The following is a 15,634-nucleotide window of genomic DNA, read 5'->3' on the forward strand; positions in this document are numbered from 1 at the left end:
TGGCTAGTACTATACTACTTACCTCTGTTACGGCGACTACTTCGAGTTATCGACAGAGTGGTGTTCTGGTGGTGTGTCCGGAACTGTGTTCTGTGTATACCAATAGTGGGTAGCCGACAGTATCCCGAAAGCAGTTAGAACCCCGAGGATCGCTACAAACCAGGATAGACCGGCTACTGGATAGAACTGTATCCAGATTCCCGTGAAAAGGAGTACACTCCCTAGTGCGAGTCCACGATAGTAGCGATCCCAGGGAAGCATTGGTCTGGTGAACACGTTCAGATAGTTGTCAAACAGTCGTATGCGGCTCGTTGGCCGTATTTTCCCGGTCTCTGGGTCATAATCTATGATTCCAGCATCGGCGAGTGCCGGAATATGGGTCTGGTACAGCGAAATATAGACTCGTTTTCGCTGTTTGCTGAGGAGGTCTGCTGGCGTCGTATTGTATTCCCATGCAGCAACATGGTCAGTCACATCAGTAAAGTCGACAGTGCGATTTTCTCGTCGTAGATAGTGAACCGCATATCGTCGTCGCATGCTCTGCAACACCTCGAACACCTGATCTTGAGATAGTTCATCTCGGTTCATTGAATCGTTCATTTGCTCAATGAATGCCTTCATGTCACTTTCCTCGAAGGGCAGCGATTGGGTCGAATGCTACAGAAATCATTCTACAGCCTAGTCTCTCTTCTTCGACCTTTGTTATCTCGACGCTATTTGTGGTTAGCAGACCTATACGGCCGATATCAGGTGGTGTAGAATTACCACTCCTTGTCGAGAGAATGTTTGAACAGTGGTTGTAGTAAGGCTGTTTACGTTTGTTACTCGTACTCAATTCATTGGTGAGGGCATTCACCAACTGAAGGTACTCGGTTCCGCCTCGAAGGAACTCCCTGTTCGAGATAATGAAGTGTCTATTTCCAATCGGGCATCCGAATTGGTGATGCTGTGGCTATCAGCCACTAGATCGCCTGATTTTGGTGCTATCATTTGCCTTCTCGTTTGTAGACTCATCCTATAGAACCGGTGGCGAAATCACGAAGCACTACCTGCCGATTATACCGTTGTAATAGAGGGGGATCGCGAGAGCGACCCCCTCCATTTCGCAGAAATAGACGCAGAAATAGACGCACTCCACCGTAACCAACCCACTAGTACCACCATGTGTCACCGGCAACGCGGTGTGAATCTCGGGTGGTGGTGTGGTTCGAGAGGGGGTTCTGTGAACCCCCGTGATTACAACGCTATAATCAGCGCCCTCCGTTTCGTTCCGCGTTAGCTTCGTGGGCGCGCATCCACCCGGCCAAGTCGGGATGGGCGAACGTGATCTCGATGTGATGGCCGCCGACACCCATCGCATTGTCCACCGACAGCGTTCGCGATTCTTTGTAGCTCACGCCGGGCACACGTTCAGCCATCTCCTCCATCACTCGATAGCCGTCGTTTGTGTACGCACAGCCGTAGTGGGTCGCAACCTCCCGATAGCCCAGTCGTGCAACCATCACGTTGTTCGTCTTTGCGACGTTCTTGGCGTGTTCGAGCACATCGAGGTACTTGTCCTCGACCTGCTGACTCTCGGCACGTTTTTCGCGGAAGTCCACAAGTTCGTGTTTTGTTCTGGCGATGAATCGTTTCGAATATTCTTAGAGTGACCTCGTGAATATATGAAGATCAGTATTGGTCCGGATCGATATTGAAGATCAAATCTCCATTTTTGAACCCCCGGACACGACTATCTCCCTCACTCAAAACAATCGTGACTGCCTCTGTTTCATCTGTAATCGCGGCTGCTGCGTTGTGTCGTGTCCCAAGTCCTTTTGGAATATCGAGATTATCAATCGCCGGTTCAAGATACCGATGCGAACTTACTATTTTTCCCGCACCAGAAATAACATAAGCACCATCAAGACGTGAGAATTCCTTCAGCATCACACTGACAATTGGGTCGCCAGCATGAACGTGAGATTGGTCAAAGGGATTGTATGAGAGCGAGCGAGACGAATTCATCACAGTGCCTGCATCGCCGATCGTAAATAGGGCTCCGACTGGTTTTCCTTTCTGACCAGTTTTTCCTAATCCGATCGCTAACTCAAGTATCGCTTTGATTACTGGTTGTTCTGCCCTCGAGTGGAAAAAGAAATCGTAGAGTTTGCTTGTTTCGCTTCGATCAGCGTCAATCCGCGTAACTGTGTCAATGCTATCGTTAAAGAGCTGTGCAGCACAAACCACGATGTCACTGTCAGTAATAAATTCACGATCTAATGCACCCGTTAATCCAAAACGAAAGAGTTTGGCTGTGTCTTGAAATTCTATGGGTAGTTCGATAAACTGCTCTTCGTCAAAATCATTCTCTATTCCCACAACGACAGTATTGACATCGTTTTCCCATCTGTCATATTGTGACTTTGTAGGGTTAAACAACAAAGTAGTGTCAACATTCACTATGATTTCCTTGTACAAGTCTTGTAACTGGTCCATTGTGTAATGGTGTCTCTATAATTTGTGCTCATTCCCTTAGACTCCTCTGTCTGTCAAATTGGTGTCTAATCGTTCTCAAAACTACAACTCATACCCATTGGGGAGTTCTCTATACTGAAAATTTCTTTTCCAAATAGTTGTGTCTATCCTAGCTATGATTCGTAAAGTACTCCAATCTCATTCCGAAGCTTATACTCACTCATATGTCATCGATATATGACAATTGGGATACAGCTGAAACTATTCCTTCGATAAGCCGATCTGCATGTTGAATCAGTACTGTTCCAATAATACTCATGAACAACACATATCCGACGGTGAACGCCGGAATCACAGATTGGAACGCAACACCGCTCACTCCTCCAGCAAGCGCCGCGATCACCAACGAGAATTCGCCTCGTGGGACCATTCCAAACCCAACACGGAGTGATCGTTTCGAGCTCAGTCCGTAGGCTCGTCCAGAAATTGTGCCGCTGATGATTTTGCCAATGACCGAGAGTACAATTGCGACGACCAGCAATCCGATGACGTCCGCAAGCACGGTGATATCTGTCGTCAAGCCAATCGAGAGGAAAAATATTGCTGCAAAGAGATCGCGTGCCGGTGAAACAACTCGCTCGACTCGCTCTAAGTGAGCTGTTTGGCTGAATGTTGTTCCGACGAAGAATGCGGCGACAGCTTCACTGACACCGCTTGCAAGCGCAGCACCAGCAATGAGGATAGTCACACCAAGTACGCGCAGAAGGAACTGTTCATCTGACTCTGTTGCAAATAATTCTTCGACGAGGCCAGTCCCATACCACGCGATGGCTGTCAACACGCCGAGAAAGACGAATGCTGTCCCGACTGACACGGCAGCGCTCGCAAAATCGCCACTGCCGAGTGCTACTGCCGAGATAGATTGCAATCAGAATATCTTCGAAAACGAGCGTTCCTAAAATTGGGTTACTTTCTGGATTCGCAATCCACCCATTTTCGAGCAACGATTTCGTGATAACCGCACTTGATGAGATATAAATGATCCCTGCAAGAAATAGTGTTTCGAGCAGTGACCATCCGAACAAGACTCCCAATCCGATTCCAATTCCAAAATTAATCAGAAAGTCAATGAGTCCAACTTTCCCAATTTGAGTTCGTGCCTCGAGAAGTTGGCTAATACTGAACTCGAGGCCTAAGAAGAACAAGAGAAAGACGATTCCAAGTTCTGCCAAGAGATCAATGACTTCTCTATTTTCAACCAGCTGGAGAGAAATCCCACCAATCGATGTTGGTTCGTGAGGTCCGATAATGATTCCCACAATGATGTAAGCAGGTATCACAGAGAGGCTAATTCGATTTGCGAGCGCACCTGCTAGTGCGATCGCCGTTAGTGCGATGCCAATCTCGATGAGGAGTACGTTGGCCATTAGTAGTGGTCCCAATCCGTTTTGCTGCGTAGACTAGTCGGCACGAATTAGTTCAGAGAGGCTTGCTTGCTCGTCCCGAGTTCCAATTGTTACCAGAATATCGTCTGCCTGGATTCTCTCTTCTGGATCTGGATTCGGGACCGTTTCTTCTCCTCGCTGAATTGCAATGATTGAGACGCCAGTTTGACTGCGAAGCTCAAGTGAGCGAAGAGTCTTTCCAACAATGCTGGTGTGTGGAGGAACATCAATCCATTCAATGATTGCATCCCCAAGAGGAACAGTGACTTCATCGAGTTCAACTGGCTGGAAGTACGTTCCTTCAAGGATCGATCCGACCTGTCGTGCCTGCTTTCCAGTGAGAGAGAACAGCTTTTCACTATCAGCGTCTTCATCAGGGCGGAGATACACTTCTCGTCGACCATCATGGTGTACAAGTACTACTAACCGTGTCTGTTCATCAGTGTCGACCTCATATTTCATTCCGACACCCGGAACTTCAGTTTCGTAGACCGTCATACAGTGTGCATCTCTGTTGGAGATTGATAACCTTCGCTTTGGGGTTTTCCGATATATTTCACAAACTACGAGCTTATTATATGATCTATCGACATTTTCGACCCCGACGAGTTATACGACTCCAAATCTGATCTCTATGTTGGGAATGACCTTTGTTACGATCTATCTTGATATCGAAAAAGAAGAAGCACACGAACTCATCATAAACTCAGTCAATGGTCTTCGCTCAAAGCGAGTGGATAACTCGATCGAGTATCGAAATTCTGCAGGTATGCTCCTCGCAATCCTTTCAACTGCTGATTGGGAGAAGGAAGCAAAATCAAAGCTACGATATCAAACTGATGTGATTGCACCATTTTTGGCCCATGGTCGTGTGAAGGCAAGCGAAATTAGACATGCTGTTGATTTTCACCGTGTTATTCACTAAACAACCATATTCTGGAGTTTAATCGACAAATGGGGTTTATAAGTCTACCTGAGGTCAATTAATCACCATCAACGAACAGATCGACAACGTTCGAGGTTCCTTGTAGGCTACGCCGGGCACCCGTTCGGCCATCTCCTCCATCACACGATAACCGTCGTTCTTGTACGCACAGCCATAGTGTGTCGCGACTTCTCGATAGCCTGATCGTGCAACCATTGCATCATTCGTCTTGGCGACGTTCTTCGCGTGCTCGAGGACGTTCAAGTACTTGTCCTCGACGTGCTGGGTATTTATCTGCGTTAAAATGAAGCAAACGCCGATGCTTACAGGTTCGATAACGTTGTCTATGAATCGTCGATGATTTCTTCCGGTGAGCGCGCTCCTGCTTCAATGAGCTCCTTATCGAACGAGATTAATGTCGTGTCTTGGCTTTCGGCACAAGCTAAAATAAGACAGTCCATCGGATAGAGCAATGTCTCCTGATGTCGTTTATTTGCGGCAAGCATGTCGGATGCATCCGGAACGACAATTTCAACCTGGGATGTAACCCGTCGCTCCAATTCGGCCACACGCTCTTGTTTGAGCTGCTTCTTTTTGCCAAGAACACTCCGCAACTCCATCACATTCAGCAGCGAGGTATAGAGGTCTGCCTCGTGGTTCAAGAAGTCGACTGCAACATCTCCTCGGTTGGGTTCGTCGGTGAGTGCCGCAATGAAAATATTCGTATCGACAAAGTACCTCATTCGCGTTCCCGTAGCTCTCGAACCGCAGCAACAGAATCCACGTCCAGTTCGCTTGCTTCGCCAGCAAGCGCGTCACCTAATCGCTCTTTTTCATCGGTGGTTTTCGTCAGCTCCGTGAAGTCGCTCGCTAAGATACTCATTACATAGCCATTTGTGTGCCAGGCTAAGAAACCTTCCCCCGTATTTGCGAATCAGGCGTAGCACTCAAGCAATCACGGGATTTCGGTGTTCCGCTCCGACCACAAACGCGGTGGCCGGTATCAGCTCTCCCCCTCCCGCTGGCTTTGAGCCGATAGATGCCGATACAACTACCGTACTTACGAGTAGCCGTACGGCGTCTGTCCCGAACTGTGTCAATTCGGGACGTCCACGACCGCGTTTGCGTTGGTGTTCGTGTTAGATTCGTGTCCCTCTCGGGCGTGTTATCGTCCCGACCACGCTACTCTCCAGCAACCCCGTCTGTGGTCGGACTATCGTCCGTGTTCTTGTTCATGACCTCTCCAGGTAGCTCAACGTCCGACTTGAGCACGAGACGCGTCTCTTGGTAGCTTAGTCCGTCTTTGGACCGTTGACGTTTGATTTTCCCGAGTCGGCCATTCGAGAGTTCGTGCATTGCGTCCATCGTCCGGCGAGCGAGTTCCTGGCTGTACTTCTTGCTCACACCGGACTCTTTCAGGCGAATCCAATCAGCTAGCTCTGACGCATCGAGGTAGGCTCGGATCTCGCCACTTCCCTTCGACCAGAGTGAGTAGCGACCGGCCTCATCGCGTTCACGCCACGCCTTGCTTGCGAGTTCGTCGGGTTTGCGATTGGTGACGGAGGCAAGCATCTCGTCGTCATACCGAGCAAATCGCTGGATTGGCAGGAGATCCGCCGTCGAATGAGCGACGGCACCACCGCGACCGAGCGCGTCTTCCTCACCGGGGAGTCGGAAGTAGGTGTTGCCATCGTCTTTCGTGATCCGTTCGAGTTTGTTGCCTTCGACAGTGATCCGCTCTTTGTCGACGTTGTCGACAAGCAAGTGGGCACCTTTCTCGAACTCGCGAGCTTGCAACTCGTCGATACGTTCGCCAGCGGACTGCGTTTTGCGGGCCAGTGCCTTTCTGTGGGCTTTCGCTTTGGCTGCCTTGTCTTCTCTGGCATCAACTCGTTGTTCGAGTTCATTGATTCGCTCCTCTTTCTCGGCGACGTCCTGTTCGAGATCGTCAACACGGTCACTGAGCGATTGGACGTGCCTGGCGAGGTCGCTGACCGAGAAGTCGTTGTCATCGAGAACACTGGACGCTCCGGACGTGGTGGTGTTACTCATTGACGGGCACCTCCACTGTGGCCGCTGTGTCCTCTGCTGGCGTGGAGAGGCGCGGCAGGTAAGCGATGGTGGTGAGCGAACCGATACAACGGGTAATCGTATCTGTGGCGGTGTGAGTGTACTCAAGAACAGTCATGGCAGAATCGGGCTGACTGGTGCAGTGAAAGGTGGCTTGCTGGATTTCGGGCTGTGAAGTCGTGGTGATTGGCGGAGCCGTCAGAACGAGATGCGGTCCGCAGCGTGTTGGTGGGTTCGTTGCTTTGACTGTGAGGATCATCCGTGGCGACTTCGTGGTCGTAATGCGAACGCAATCACCGGGCGAGAGGTGTTGAACGAGTGCGTCGGCATCGGGTGGGCTCAACGGCTTCGGAGCGTACCCACTCACGCTTGCTCACCTCCCGTCGGATTGACGATGCACTCGACCGTCGCGTACGTTCGCAACCAGGCATACTTGCCCGAAGGTGTGCGACCATACCGATCGAGGTCGGCCTCGGTGTGTTCGATTGCGTCGTAGTACCGGTACTGCAACCGGTACAGATCGTTCGACGGTGTGGCGACGTACAGGACGTGCTCACCGGGCTCGGGAACCACGACAGGAGAGTTTGAATTTTCACTCCTGATTGACACGTTCTCGGTTTTCTGCCGTCGTTCACTTCACCTACCGACATCCCATTATTCTGTACTTTCTCTTCAGTCAGATTCATATTTAATTAGTATATTTAAATACAATATACTTTTAATTGATTAGATATTATTGATATATGCTGTGATGAAAAATGAGTAAATTTAGTAGACGTAAAACCTTGCAGCTAGTTGGATCGACCTCATTGGCAGCGGCAGGCCTTACTGACATCGTTGGTGCTCATCCACCTGGTGATGGGGAAGGAGATGATGCCCATTCAGGTCAACTTCGGCTCTTCAGTGATGTAGCTGTAGATGGGGCGCTTGAAGCCGTCACGCAAGGCAAGTATGCGTATGTTGCAACTGGGTCTGGTTTGGCGGTAGTTGACTGGCGGAATCCTGGCCGCCCCAAAGAGGTAGCTCGCCTCGATGCCTCCGATCCTGCCGGTGGGATTCTCGACGTGAAGGTCAATGGTAATCTTGCGGGCCTTGCAAGTAATGGTGGCCCTGGTGCTACCTTTATCGATGTCAGCGATCCCGAAAATCCGACCGAACTTAGCTTCTACAACGCGGGTGATTCGATACACAATCACTTCCTAGTTGGTGACTTCGCTTATCTCACTGTCAACGAATCTGGTGATACCCCGTTCAGCGAAGCGCGCTGTGAAATCGTTGATGTGAGTGACCCCACTGCGCCGGCAAAAGTCGGTGAATATCGTCTCAAAGACCACTTCCCTGAATATGCTGCTTCGGGTGTTAATCCGTGTCACGATGTCTACGTTCAGGACAAACTGCTGTATCAGGCATATTGGGACGCTGGGACGATCATTGCCGACGTGAGCGATCCCCAAAACCCAACGACTTTGTCGCACTTCGGTGCCGCACCGAACGGTGATATGCCGTATCCAAGCGACTCGCGGACAGAGCGATATCTGACGCTCCCTGGAAATGCTCACTATGTGCAGCCATCGCCAGATGGCCAGCATGTCTATGTGGGTGCAGAGACGTTTCCAGGTGACTTCGTCGAAAATCCCGATGACCACGATTATGGTGGAATCAAGGTCTTTGATGTTTCGGACTATGATAATCCACGACAAGTCGCTCGTATTTCCCCGCCAAATATCGATGCATTCCGAACGTCACATAATTTCGACGTAACGAATAATCGACTTCACACATCGTGGTACAACGGTGGCATCGCTATCTTCGACATCACAGATCCAGCAAACCCAGAACAGCTTGGTCACTATGCGACAGAGGAAACATCATTTTGGACTGCCGTTTCTGGCCGTGGATTCACGGTAGGTAGCGACATCGGTGGTGGACTTGTGTTCCTCCATGCTGATCACGGAAAACAACAACCACCCGCATTCAGTGGATCAGATCATCCCAAGAATCCAGGAATGGGTGCTGTCGATCAGTAGTACAGCACAGTAGGACCATTGTCATCTCGTTTTTACAGACGACCGAGGCGAATGCCCGGGGCGTGACCCTGAAGCGGTTCACGATAACTCGTACACAATCAATGTCGACAAAACGGGATTCCCGAGGTGATAGCAACTGATTAGGAGTGTTACTGCACTACTGGGATTTCTCTTGATCTCCTTTTCCGCGATCGGTATGGTTGTTCCCATGTTTCTCGTCGGCTTTTCCCGTTACGACTTCGAACGGACGCATCATGGCATGATCTTCATGCTCAAGGATATGACAATGCCATGGATATTGTCCCGTAAAATCGCTGAACCGAACGAGAATACGTACCGTTTCTCCCGGATTGACTCGCACGACGTCCTTTCCCACTCGCTCGTTCGGAGCAGGCTCTTCGGTTCCATTTGGTCCACGACCGATAACGCGGAAGTCGACTAAGTGGAGATGCATCGGGTGCGTGTGATGTGTTTTGTTTTTGAACTCCCAGATTTCGGTTGTTCCGAGCTGCGGTTTCACACGCGTTTCGTCGAAGAACCCCGAGTTGTTTAGCAGGTGTTTGTGGAGTCCATATTTGTCGACCGTCATGTTCAGGGACATATGCCGGGTCTCCTTTACAGGCTGGTCGTTGAGTCCAGAGGTGTTTGGGAGTTTTAGATCCGTGGGACCCGCGCTAGTGTCAGTCTCTCCCTTGTTCGTCTCCGATACCCGAATCTGTAGGAGTTCACCGAGTTCGCTCCCCTCGTTCTCTCCTTCGAATGGGAATTCAGCATCGTTCGTGACTGTGAACGTCTCGCCTGCGTGCTGAGAGAAATCGACGACGATGTCGGCACGTTCGAACGGCGAGAGTAGAAGGGAATCGAGGTCTCTGTCGGGCCCGATCGGAACCACCGACTCGAAGAATCCATGGCCGGCCCCGGTCTGGTACAGAGTCGGGACGGTCGTACCGGATTCATTACTCAGTCGGAAATTGAACGTGCGACCGTTCGATTGGTTAATACACCGGAACCGGTATCGACGTGGTTCGACGTCCAGATACGGCCAAACGGCTCCGTTGACGACGGCAGTATCGCCAGCGAAATTCGGCACGAAGGACTCCGGATAGTACAGCGACCCGTCTTCGTTAAACGTCCGGTCCTGGAGCATCAGCGGGATCTCGTACTCGCCGGTAGGTAAGTTGAGTTTTTCTTCTGTGTGACTCCGGATAAAGTAGAATCCTGCGAGCCCTGCATAGACATTGAGACGGCTGATACCGAGTGTGTGGTCGTGATAGGTCGACGTCAGTTTTGCTTGGCGGTTCGGTATGTCATGTACGTGTTTGACGAATCGAGGGCCCGTGATCCCGTCGGGTGATTTCCACATCTCGGCTTGCCCGTCGCTTTCAGGCGCAACATTGAGTCCGTGAAAGTGCGTCACCGTTCGGACTTCTGGAACGGGACCATCGTATTCAGGATAGTCCTCCGGTTCGGTTCCGTGAATCCGCCTATCTACACCGAAAAGATGTTCCGTCGGCAGTTGACTGTTATCGAAGCGAACTTTCAGCCGTTGATTCTGTTGTCCTTCGATGACGGGACCGGGGAAAACACCGTCGAACCCCCAGAGTGTCGTATCTGGAAGTTCAGGATGAAGGCTCTGTGTGATCTCCGATACCGATACCTCGTGATACTCTGCTCCCTTTCGTTTCCCATCCGGTTCTCGTACTGCTGGGACCGGTAATGGCTGTACGTATTTTGCAAGAGTAGGTGAGGATTCTGCGGAAACCTGTCCGATACTCTGAGATACTCCCCCTGTCACTCCTATGGCTATGCTTGCTTTCAACAATCGTCTTCTTGTCAGTTTTTCCATTATGGCATTGTCAATATACAGTAGTTCGAATCGTCTCGAGAGAGACGATTCAGCCCCCGGCTGCGATTACGGCCTTTCTATTGGCCGTGGTCTGCTTTGAGGACTTTGATTCCACTCCCGATGTCACTCACGATAACGAATCCACGCTGACGGATGGCCGTCCAGAACGACGATCCTGGCGGATCGTATCGATACGTTTGCTCTGGATTGGATGGGTCAGTGATGTCGAAAACCGTCGCACCGCCATCATACCACGACGTGTAGAGACGGTTTCGGGTCACGTCGAAGTTGTGCGACGTCTCCCCGAAGATTCCTTCGTCAACATCTGGGGGATCGATACGAGCAACCTGTTCTGGTGCGTCGAAGTCAGTCACATCGAAGACCTTGATGCCGCCTGAATAGGTCGTATACGTCTCAGCACCGACATAGACGTGGTTACCATCGGGCGATGGTTGGACGTAGTGTGCGTTCCCAGGTGGCCCATAGATTCGGCTATTGACGTTTCCACTAGTCCCCTGATCGGCACCGGGTGCTTCACCGAATGCACTGACCTCTACCGGATTCGCAGGATCGCTCACGTCAAGGATTCGCGTTCCAGCGTCCCAGTAAGCGAGATACGCATACCCATCTTGTGCGTATACGTCGTGGACAAAGTTCGTCGGAGAGTCAAGCTCGGGATGGGCATCTTCAACCCGCCATTCAGCAAGCTCGGTCGGATCCGACGGATCACTGATATCGACGATAAACAGCGCACTGTCATCGAATGGTGATTCCTTACAGATGTAGGCGATGTCGCCGTCCAAGTGTGAGTTGTGGACGCCATTCGGGAGCACCTGAAAGGTCCCTTGATACTGTGGGTCAGTTGGGTCACTGATGTCGTAGAAGTGGGTCCCGATTTCCTCGTCGGGGACTGTGTTTCCACCATCTCCACCGCTATGGTCGTGCTCCTCGCTTCCTTGGCTACTGACTGCGAGGACATCGCCTTCGACCTTGACATCGGCGATACCGACACCTGGTGCATGCATGTCTACGACTTTTTCAGGTCGATTCGGATTTCGCCAGTCGACGACGGCGAAGCCATCACCGGTTGCAACATACGCCCACTTGTTCTGGGCAACGACTTCTTCGGCACCCTCGACAGCGACCTCACTGACCAAGCGCAACGTGTCCGACTTGTGAGTCTGCTTCCGCGCGCTCGCCATCCCCAAAGTTCCGAGACCAACAGCAGTTGTCCCGACAACCTTCAGGAACTGTCGCCGGGGACTAGACATCGATGTCACCCTTTGTTCTCATCTTCATTTTGCACGTCCAGGCGTTACTTTGAACGTGTACACTCCAGTAACCATGTCGCTCGTGAACACGAGATCCCGCTCTTCGCTGTAGTTGGCTCCCCACGCCATCGGCGCTGCAGGATCTCCAAGTGGGAACAGAATCTCACTGACTTCGTCCAAATCGTCGTCCGTTCGGTACTGATCGGTTGGCGTTGGATCGCGTGGATCAGAAATATCGTAGACGACAGTTCCTTCGTGATAGTCTCCGCTTACAAGAAGGGTGGTGTCTCCTTTTGGAATGACATCGTGATTGTGTGTCGTCCAGTCGTAGGTCTCGCCCGACTCGTCCATCAATTCAGCGTTCGGTGATACTGCAAACCCGATGGGAATCGGATTTTCGGGTGAGCCTTCTTCGTACCCGATGTCGAAGATATGTTTGCCGCCCGGTATGCCGCTTCCTTTTTCGTCACCAACAACCGCTAGTCCTCGTTCAGGATCGTAATCGGCGTAGTGACACAACTCGAAGCCTTCTTCGCCGACTGCGGAATAATCGGGTGCGGTGGAGTAATCGAACGCGCCAACAGGTTGAACGTTCGCCGGATCACTTACATCGTGGATAGCATATCCCTCGAAGCCATCCTCGTCCGCAAAGATGTATGCACAATGCATCAGGTTAGTGTCCGGATCGACCACCATGTCGTGCAATCCACCTTGGAGCCCACCCTGACCAAGGAACTCTGGCTCTGATGGGTCGCTGACGTCCCAGATGTCGAGACCTGGATCACCTGCTTCTTCGTTTGTTGCGTACAGAACCGGCTCATTCGGATGCGGGAAGATGTTATGGGTGTGCCCGGTATCGAGCCGACTGATGATCTCTGGTTCTTCAGCTGTTGCGTCGCCATAGCCGTAGTCGATGACTTCGACTCCACCGACCCCGTTTTCGTTGTTCGGTTCTTGGGATCGATAGTAGAGTCCGTCACGTGGATCAAACGCCACGTCGGCGTTGCGCGTATCTGCTGAAGACGGTAGTCGGTGGACTTCCGTTGGGTTGGTTGGGTTTCGGAGATCGACCAGGAAGCTACCACCTTCGCCGAAGAAACTTCCGACGACGCCGTACATCCCATCATTTCGGATGTCCTCTTCTGCAAATTCCCCTGGCGGATCCGACAGCAACGAGTGGCCCAGCTTGCGAATCCGTCCTTTGTTGGGTTTTCCTCGTTTGTGTTTTGCGTTCACGAGTCCTGTGCTGCCCACCACGGCTGTACTACCCAGTAACTTGAGGGTAGTCCGTCGGTTGATCTTTGTCATTGTTTAACAATCCAAAGTCCTGTTGAGTAGGGAATTATTTATTATTTTTCCATACAAAATGACACATCATTACAACCATTCATGCTGTGGATACATGTTTAATTTGAACTGTAGACTAAGAGTATTAAACTCTCACATTATGACCTCGTTCTATTGGTGAACTCTGGAGAAATCGTCGCTCAGAGAAAATCGCTACTGGTAGCAGCAACGAGCAGCAGTGACGAGGGAAACGTCGACACGATCATGGCTGAGATTGTCGCGCTTAAAGATTCGATTCTCGACCGGTGATCGCGAACTGATTACACTGTCGTAATCTCCTTCAGCCAACCAGTGTAATCAGCTGCACTGCTTCATTCCTTCTCTTCGGATCGCGAAGAGAAGAAGAAGCAATTACACCCTCCAGTAGCCAACCGTTCATTCCGCCCTTAGAGGGGGTGCAACTTGCACCCCCTCTTCATCTCTTGGGGGTCGTCGATTACGGTCGGTGGCTCGGTGGTGATTACGACACCGTAATCTCCACCGTGATCGTTTTCTCGTCTGTGGTCTCAACCAAATCGAGACCAACGTACCGACTTTCGAGCAGTCGTTCTGCTGCGTTCTGTTCCATCGCGATGATCTCTTTTTTCTCCTGTCGGCGACTGACCTGGCGAGTCGCTTCGGTAACATCGTGCCCACCAAGCTCGACAAGCTTCTCCCAGACGCGGGTGACAGTGGTACCATGTGGTTTCTCGCCTTCAATGGCGGTGAGTGCCTAGAGCGGGCGGCGGATTTGGGGTGGGGCGTGCGCCTGGTCAGAGTGTGTCGTATATGGTGATGGATGATGCAAAGCAGTCGCGTGAGCGGGTGATGTTAGCGAGTGAGAGATTAGACGAGTATGATACCGGGTTCTATCGGGGATTGTTGGTTCGTACGGCAGCAAGTGTGTTGTCGCCTTTAGGGTGGTGTGAATTGGATATTGAACAGGAGTTAGGCCAGTATACTGAATCAAGTTTACAATCGTTCGGGTGAGATTTGTGACCCGACTTGAATATCCTCAGAAGAACCGGCTGGGTTTGAGCCGCGAGAGTCGCATCGCATTTGCCCTCGCACTAATGCTCATCCCCATGTCGCCGACAACGACTGCCACGATGACGTTCACGAGGCCAAACGGCATCCCAATTGCCAGCAGCGTTTTGATACCGAGACTTGTCCCGATGTTCTGGCGAATCACCGACGTTGCTGTTTGATACAATCCAGCGAGATACGGCAACTTGGTGAGATCATCGCTCAACAACGCAATGTCTACCGTCTCAAGAGCGGGCAATTCAACATAGTACAATATATTATTACTTACATATAGTAGAAACTTTTATAATATTTTGTCCGTAATATTATCGTGATGCCCACAAATAGGCGCGACGTACTGAAGCAACTCGGAACGATCGGCGCAGCCGGACTTGGGAGTGTCGGGCTGACTGGAACGGCGAGCGCACATGTACAAGATCCCTACGCCGACAGATGGATTGCAGCGGACTCTAGCAACTACACCAACGACAACAAGAGCGCGAGCGAAATCAACTGGATAATTATCCATGTCACGGAGGGAAGCTACGGAGGGACCGTCAGTTGGTTTCAGAATCCCGACTCCGACGTGAGTACTCAATATGTGATTCGCAACTCCGATGGCCATGCTACCCAGATGGTCCACAACGAAGACAGTGCATGGCATGGCGGTGGCCAGAACTACAGTTTCCACTCGATTGGTATCGAACATGAGGGTTTCGTCGGCGAGACGAACTTCACCGACGCACTGTACCAGAAATCCGCCAACATTGTCAGTTGGGCTTGCGACACCTACGGCATTCCCAAACAGCGCCCCACTGGCGTTGCGCCGTGTGACGCCCGCAACGGTGGCGGTATCATCGGGCACCACCAGGTGCCTGAATCTGACTGCAATTACAATGACCACACTGACCCTGGTTCGACGTGGGATTGGAATTACTTCATGGACCTTGTCGGCGGCAGCAATGGCGGCGGCGGTAACAAGTTCGCTGACGGTGACCGCGTTACGCCGACCACCAATCTGAATACACGGGAACAGCCTGGAACTGATCAGCCCATTGTGGCTACGATTTCACCAGGCGAAGTCGGCGAAATCATGAACGGCCCAATCGACAAGGGTGGCTATACGTGGTGGGGTGTTCACTGGCTCGATCGGAACGTGTGGGGCTGGTCGGTTGAACGCTATCTTAACTACGCATAGATACTTCAACCGGGCCTTTTAGAATATACCTCTCATAGTGTCT

The 15,634-nt window shown here is 51.2% G+C and carries 16 protein-coding genes and 2 pseudogenes; 3 read left to right on the forward strand and 15 right to left on the reverse strand.

The genetic code is table 11. The features are described from left to right. Positions 1 to 36: 36 nt before the first annotated feature. The 5 genes and pseudogenes from AC1XDK_RS24295 to AC1XDK_RS24315 form a co-directional block, all read right to left on the reverse strand. The gene (locus AC1XDK_RS24295) at positions 37 to 621 is read right to left on the reverse strand and encodes a DUF7344 domain-containing protein (RefSeq protein WP_483352606.1); all 585 of its coding nucleotides are present in this window, start codon (positions 619 to 621) and stop codon (positions 37 to 39) included. A gap of 629 nt (positions 622 to 1,250) precedes the next feature. Continuing rightward, entirely contained in the window at positions 1,251 to 1,601 is a 351-nt protein-coding gene (locus tag AC1XDK_RS24300) for a hypothetical protein (protein ID WP_483352607.1), read from the reverse strand. Between the two features lie 70 nt (positions 1,602 to 1,671). Then, positions 1,672 to 2,478 carry a diadenylate cyclase domain-containing protein gene (locus AC1XDK_RS24305; RefSeq protein WP_483352608.1) on the reverse strand — a complete coding sequence of 269 codons (807 nt, stop codon included), beginning with the start codon at positions 2,476 to 2,478 and terminating at the stop codon, positions 1,672 to 1,674. A gap of 199 nt (positions 2,479 to 2,677) precedes the next feature. Further along, positions 2,678 to 3,884, reverse strand: a pseudogene (locus AC1XDK_RS24310) (cation:proton antiporter). Positions 3,885 to 3,917: 33 nt separating this feature from the next. Then, on the reverse strand, positions 3,918 to 4,400 hold the full coding sequence (locus tag AC1XDK_RS24315) for a cation:proton antiporter regulatory subunit (RefSeq protein WP_483352609.1): 483 nt from the start codon (positions 4,398 to 4,400) through the stop codon (positions 3,918 to 3,920). 145 nt (positions 4,401 to 4,545) lie between these two features. Between AC1XDK_RS24315 and AC1XDK_RS24320 the strand changes: the two genes are divergently transcribed. Then, complete coding sequence (locus AC1XDK_RS24320; RefSeq protein ID WP_483352610.1) at positions 4,546 to 4,827, forward strand: hypothetical protein; 282 nt, start codon at positions 4,546 to 4,548, stop codon at positions 4,825 to 4,827. A 54-nt stretch (positions 4,828 to 4,881) separates the two neighbouring features. On the opposite strand, the gene AC1XDK_RS24325 is transcribed toward AC1XDK_RS24320, so the two are convergent. The 6 genes from AC1XDK_RS24325 to AC1XDK_RS24350 all read right to left on the reverse strand — a co-directional run bounded on the left by AC1XDK_RS24325 (position 4,882) and on the right by AC1XDK_RS24350 (position 7,470). After that, positions 4,882 to 5,091: a hypothetical protein gene (locus tag AC1XDK_RS24325; RefSeq protein WP_483352611.1), complete on the reverse strand. Its 210-nt coding sequence runs from the start codon at positions 5,089 to 5,091 to the stop codon at positions 4,882 to 4,884. Positions 5,092 to 5,171: 80 nt separating this feature from the next. Continuing rightward, positions 5,172 to 5,570, reverse strand: a complete 399-nt coding sequence (locus tag AC1XDK_RS24330; protein ID WP_483352612.1) for a type II toxin-antitoxin system VapC family toxin — start codon at positions 5,568 to 5,570, stop codon at positions 5,172 to 5,174. Next, entirely contained in the window at positions 5,567 to 5,710 is a 144-nt protein-coding gene (locus tag AC1XDK_RS24335; protein WP_423746975.1) for a hypothetical protein, read from the reverse strand. Before AC1XDK_RS24335 ends, AC1XDK_RS24330 begins: the two co-directional genes overlap by 4 nt. A 299-nt stretch (positions 5,711 to 6,009) precedes the next feature. Further along, positions 6,010 to 6,879: a DUF8008 family protein gene (locus AC1XDK_RS24340; protein ID WP_483352613.1), complete on the reverse strand. Its 870-nt coding sequence runs from the start codon at positions 6,877 to 6,879 to the stop codon at positions 6,010 to 6,012. Continuing rightward, entirely contained in the window at positions 6,872 to 7,264 is a 393-nt protein-coding gene (locus AC1XDK_RS24345) for a hypothetical protein (RefSeq protein WP_483352614.1), read from the reverse strand. The genes AC1XDK_RS24340 and AC1XDK_RS24345 overlap by 8 nt, the downstream gene beginning before the upstream one ends. After that, complete coding sequence (locus AC1XDK_RS24350) at positions 7,261 to 7,470, reverse strand: hypothetical protein (protein ID WP_483352615.1); 210 nt, start codon at positions 7,468 to 7,470, stop codon at positions 7,261 to 7,263. Before AC1XDK_RS24350 ends, AC1XDK_RS24345 begins: the two co-directional genes overlap by 4 nt. Positions 7,471 to 7,655: 185 nt before the next feature. On the opposite strand from AC1XDK_RS24350, the gene AC1XDK_RS24355 reads away from it, so the two are divergent. Further along, on the forward strand, positions 7,656 to 8,924 hold the full coding sequence (locus tag AC1XDK_RS24355; RefSeq protein WP_483352616.1) for an LVIVD repeat-containing protein: 1,269 nt from the start codon (positions 7,656 to 7,658) through the stop codon (positions 8,922 to 8,924). 157 nt (positions 8,925 to 9,081) lie between these two features. On the opposite strand, the gene AC1XDK_RS24360 is transcribed toward AC1XDK_RS24355, so the two are convergent. The 4 genes and pseudogenes from AC1XDK_RS24360 to AC1XDK_RS24375 all read right to left on the reverse strand — a co-directional run. Then, positions 9,082 to 10,071 carry a multicopper oxidase family protein gene (locus AC1XDK_RS24360; protein WP_483352617.1) on the reverse strand — a complete coding sequence of 330 codons (990 nt, stop codon included), beginning with the start codon at positions 10,069 to 10,071 and terminating at the stop codon, positions 9,082 to 9,084. 776 nt (positions 10,072 to 10,847) lie between these two features. Next, positions 10,848 to 12,041, reverse strand: coding sequence for an LVIVD repeat-containing protein (locus tag AC1XDK_RS24365; RefSeq protein WP_483352618.1), 1,194 nt, complete (start codon positions 12,039 to 12,041; stop codon positions 10,848 to 10,850). A 24-nt stretch (positions 12,042 to 12,065) separates the two neighbouring features. After that, positions 12,066 to 13,349 carry an LVIVD repeat-containing protein gene (locus AC1XDK_RS24370; protein ID WP_483352619.1) on the reverse strand — a complete coding sequence of 428 codons (1,284 nt, stop codon included), beginning with the start codon at positions 13,347 to 13,349 and terminating at the stop codon, positions 12,066 to 12,068. 1,033 nt (positions 13,350 to 14,382) lie between these two features. Further along, positions 14,383 to 14,646, reverse strand: a pseudogene (locus AC1XDK_RS24375) (ATPase P); the annotation flags it as partial. Between the two features lie 81 nt (positions 14,647 to 14,727). On the opposite strand from AC1XDK_RS24375, the gene AC1XDK_RS24380 reads away from it, so the two are divergent. Continuing rightward, on the forward strand, positions 14,728 to 15,591 hold the full coding sequence (locus AC1XDK_RS24380) for an N-acetylmuramoyl-L-alanine amidase (RefSeq protein WP_483352620.1): 864 nt from the start codon (positions 14,728 to 14,730) through the stop codon (positions 15,589 to 15,591). Positions 15,592 to 15,634 lie beyond the last annotated feature (43 nt).

The organism is Haladaptatus sp. HS23 (assembly GCF_056892285.1).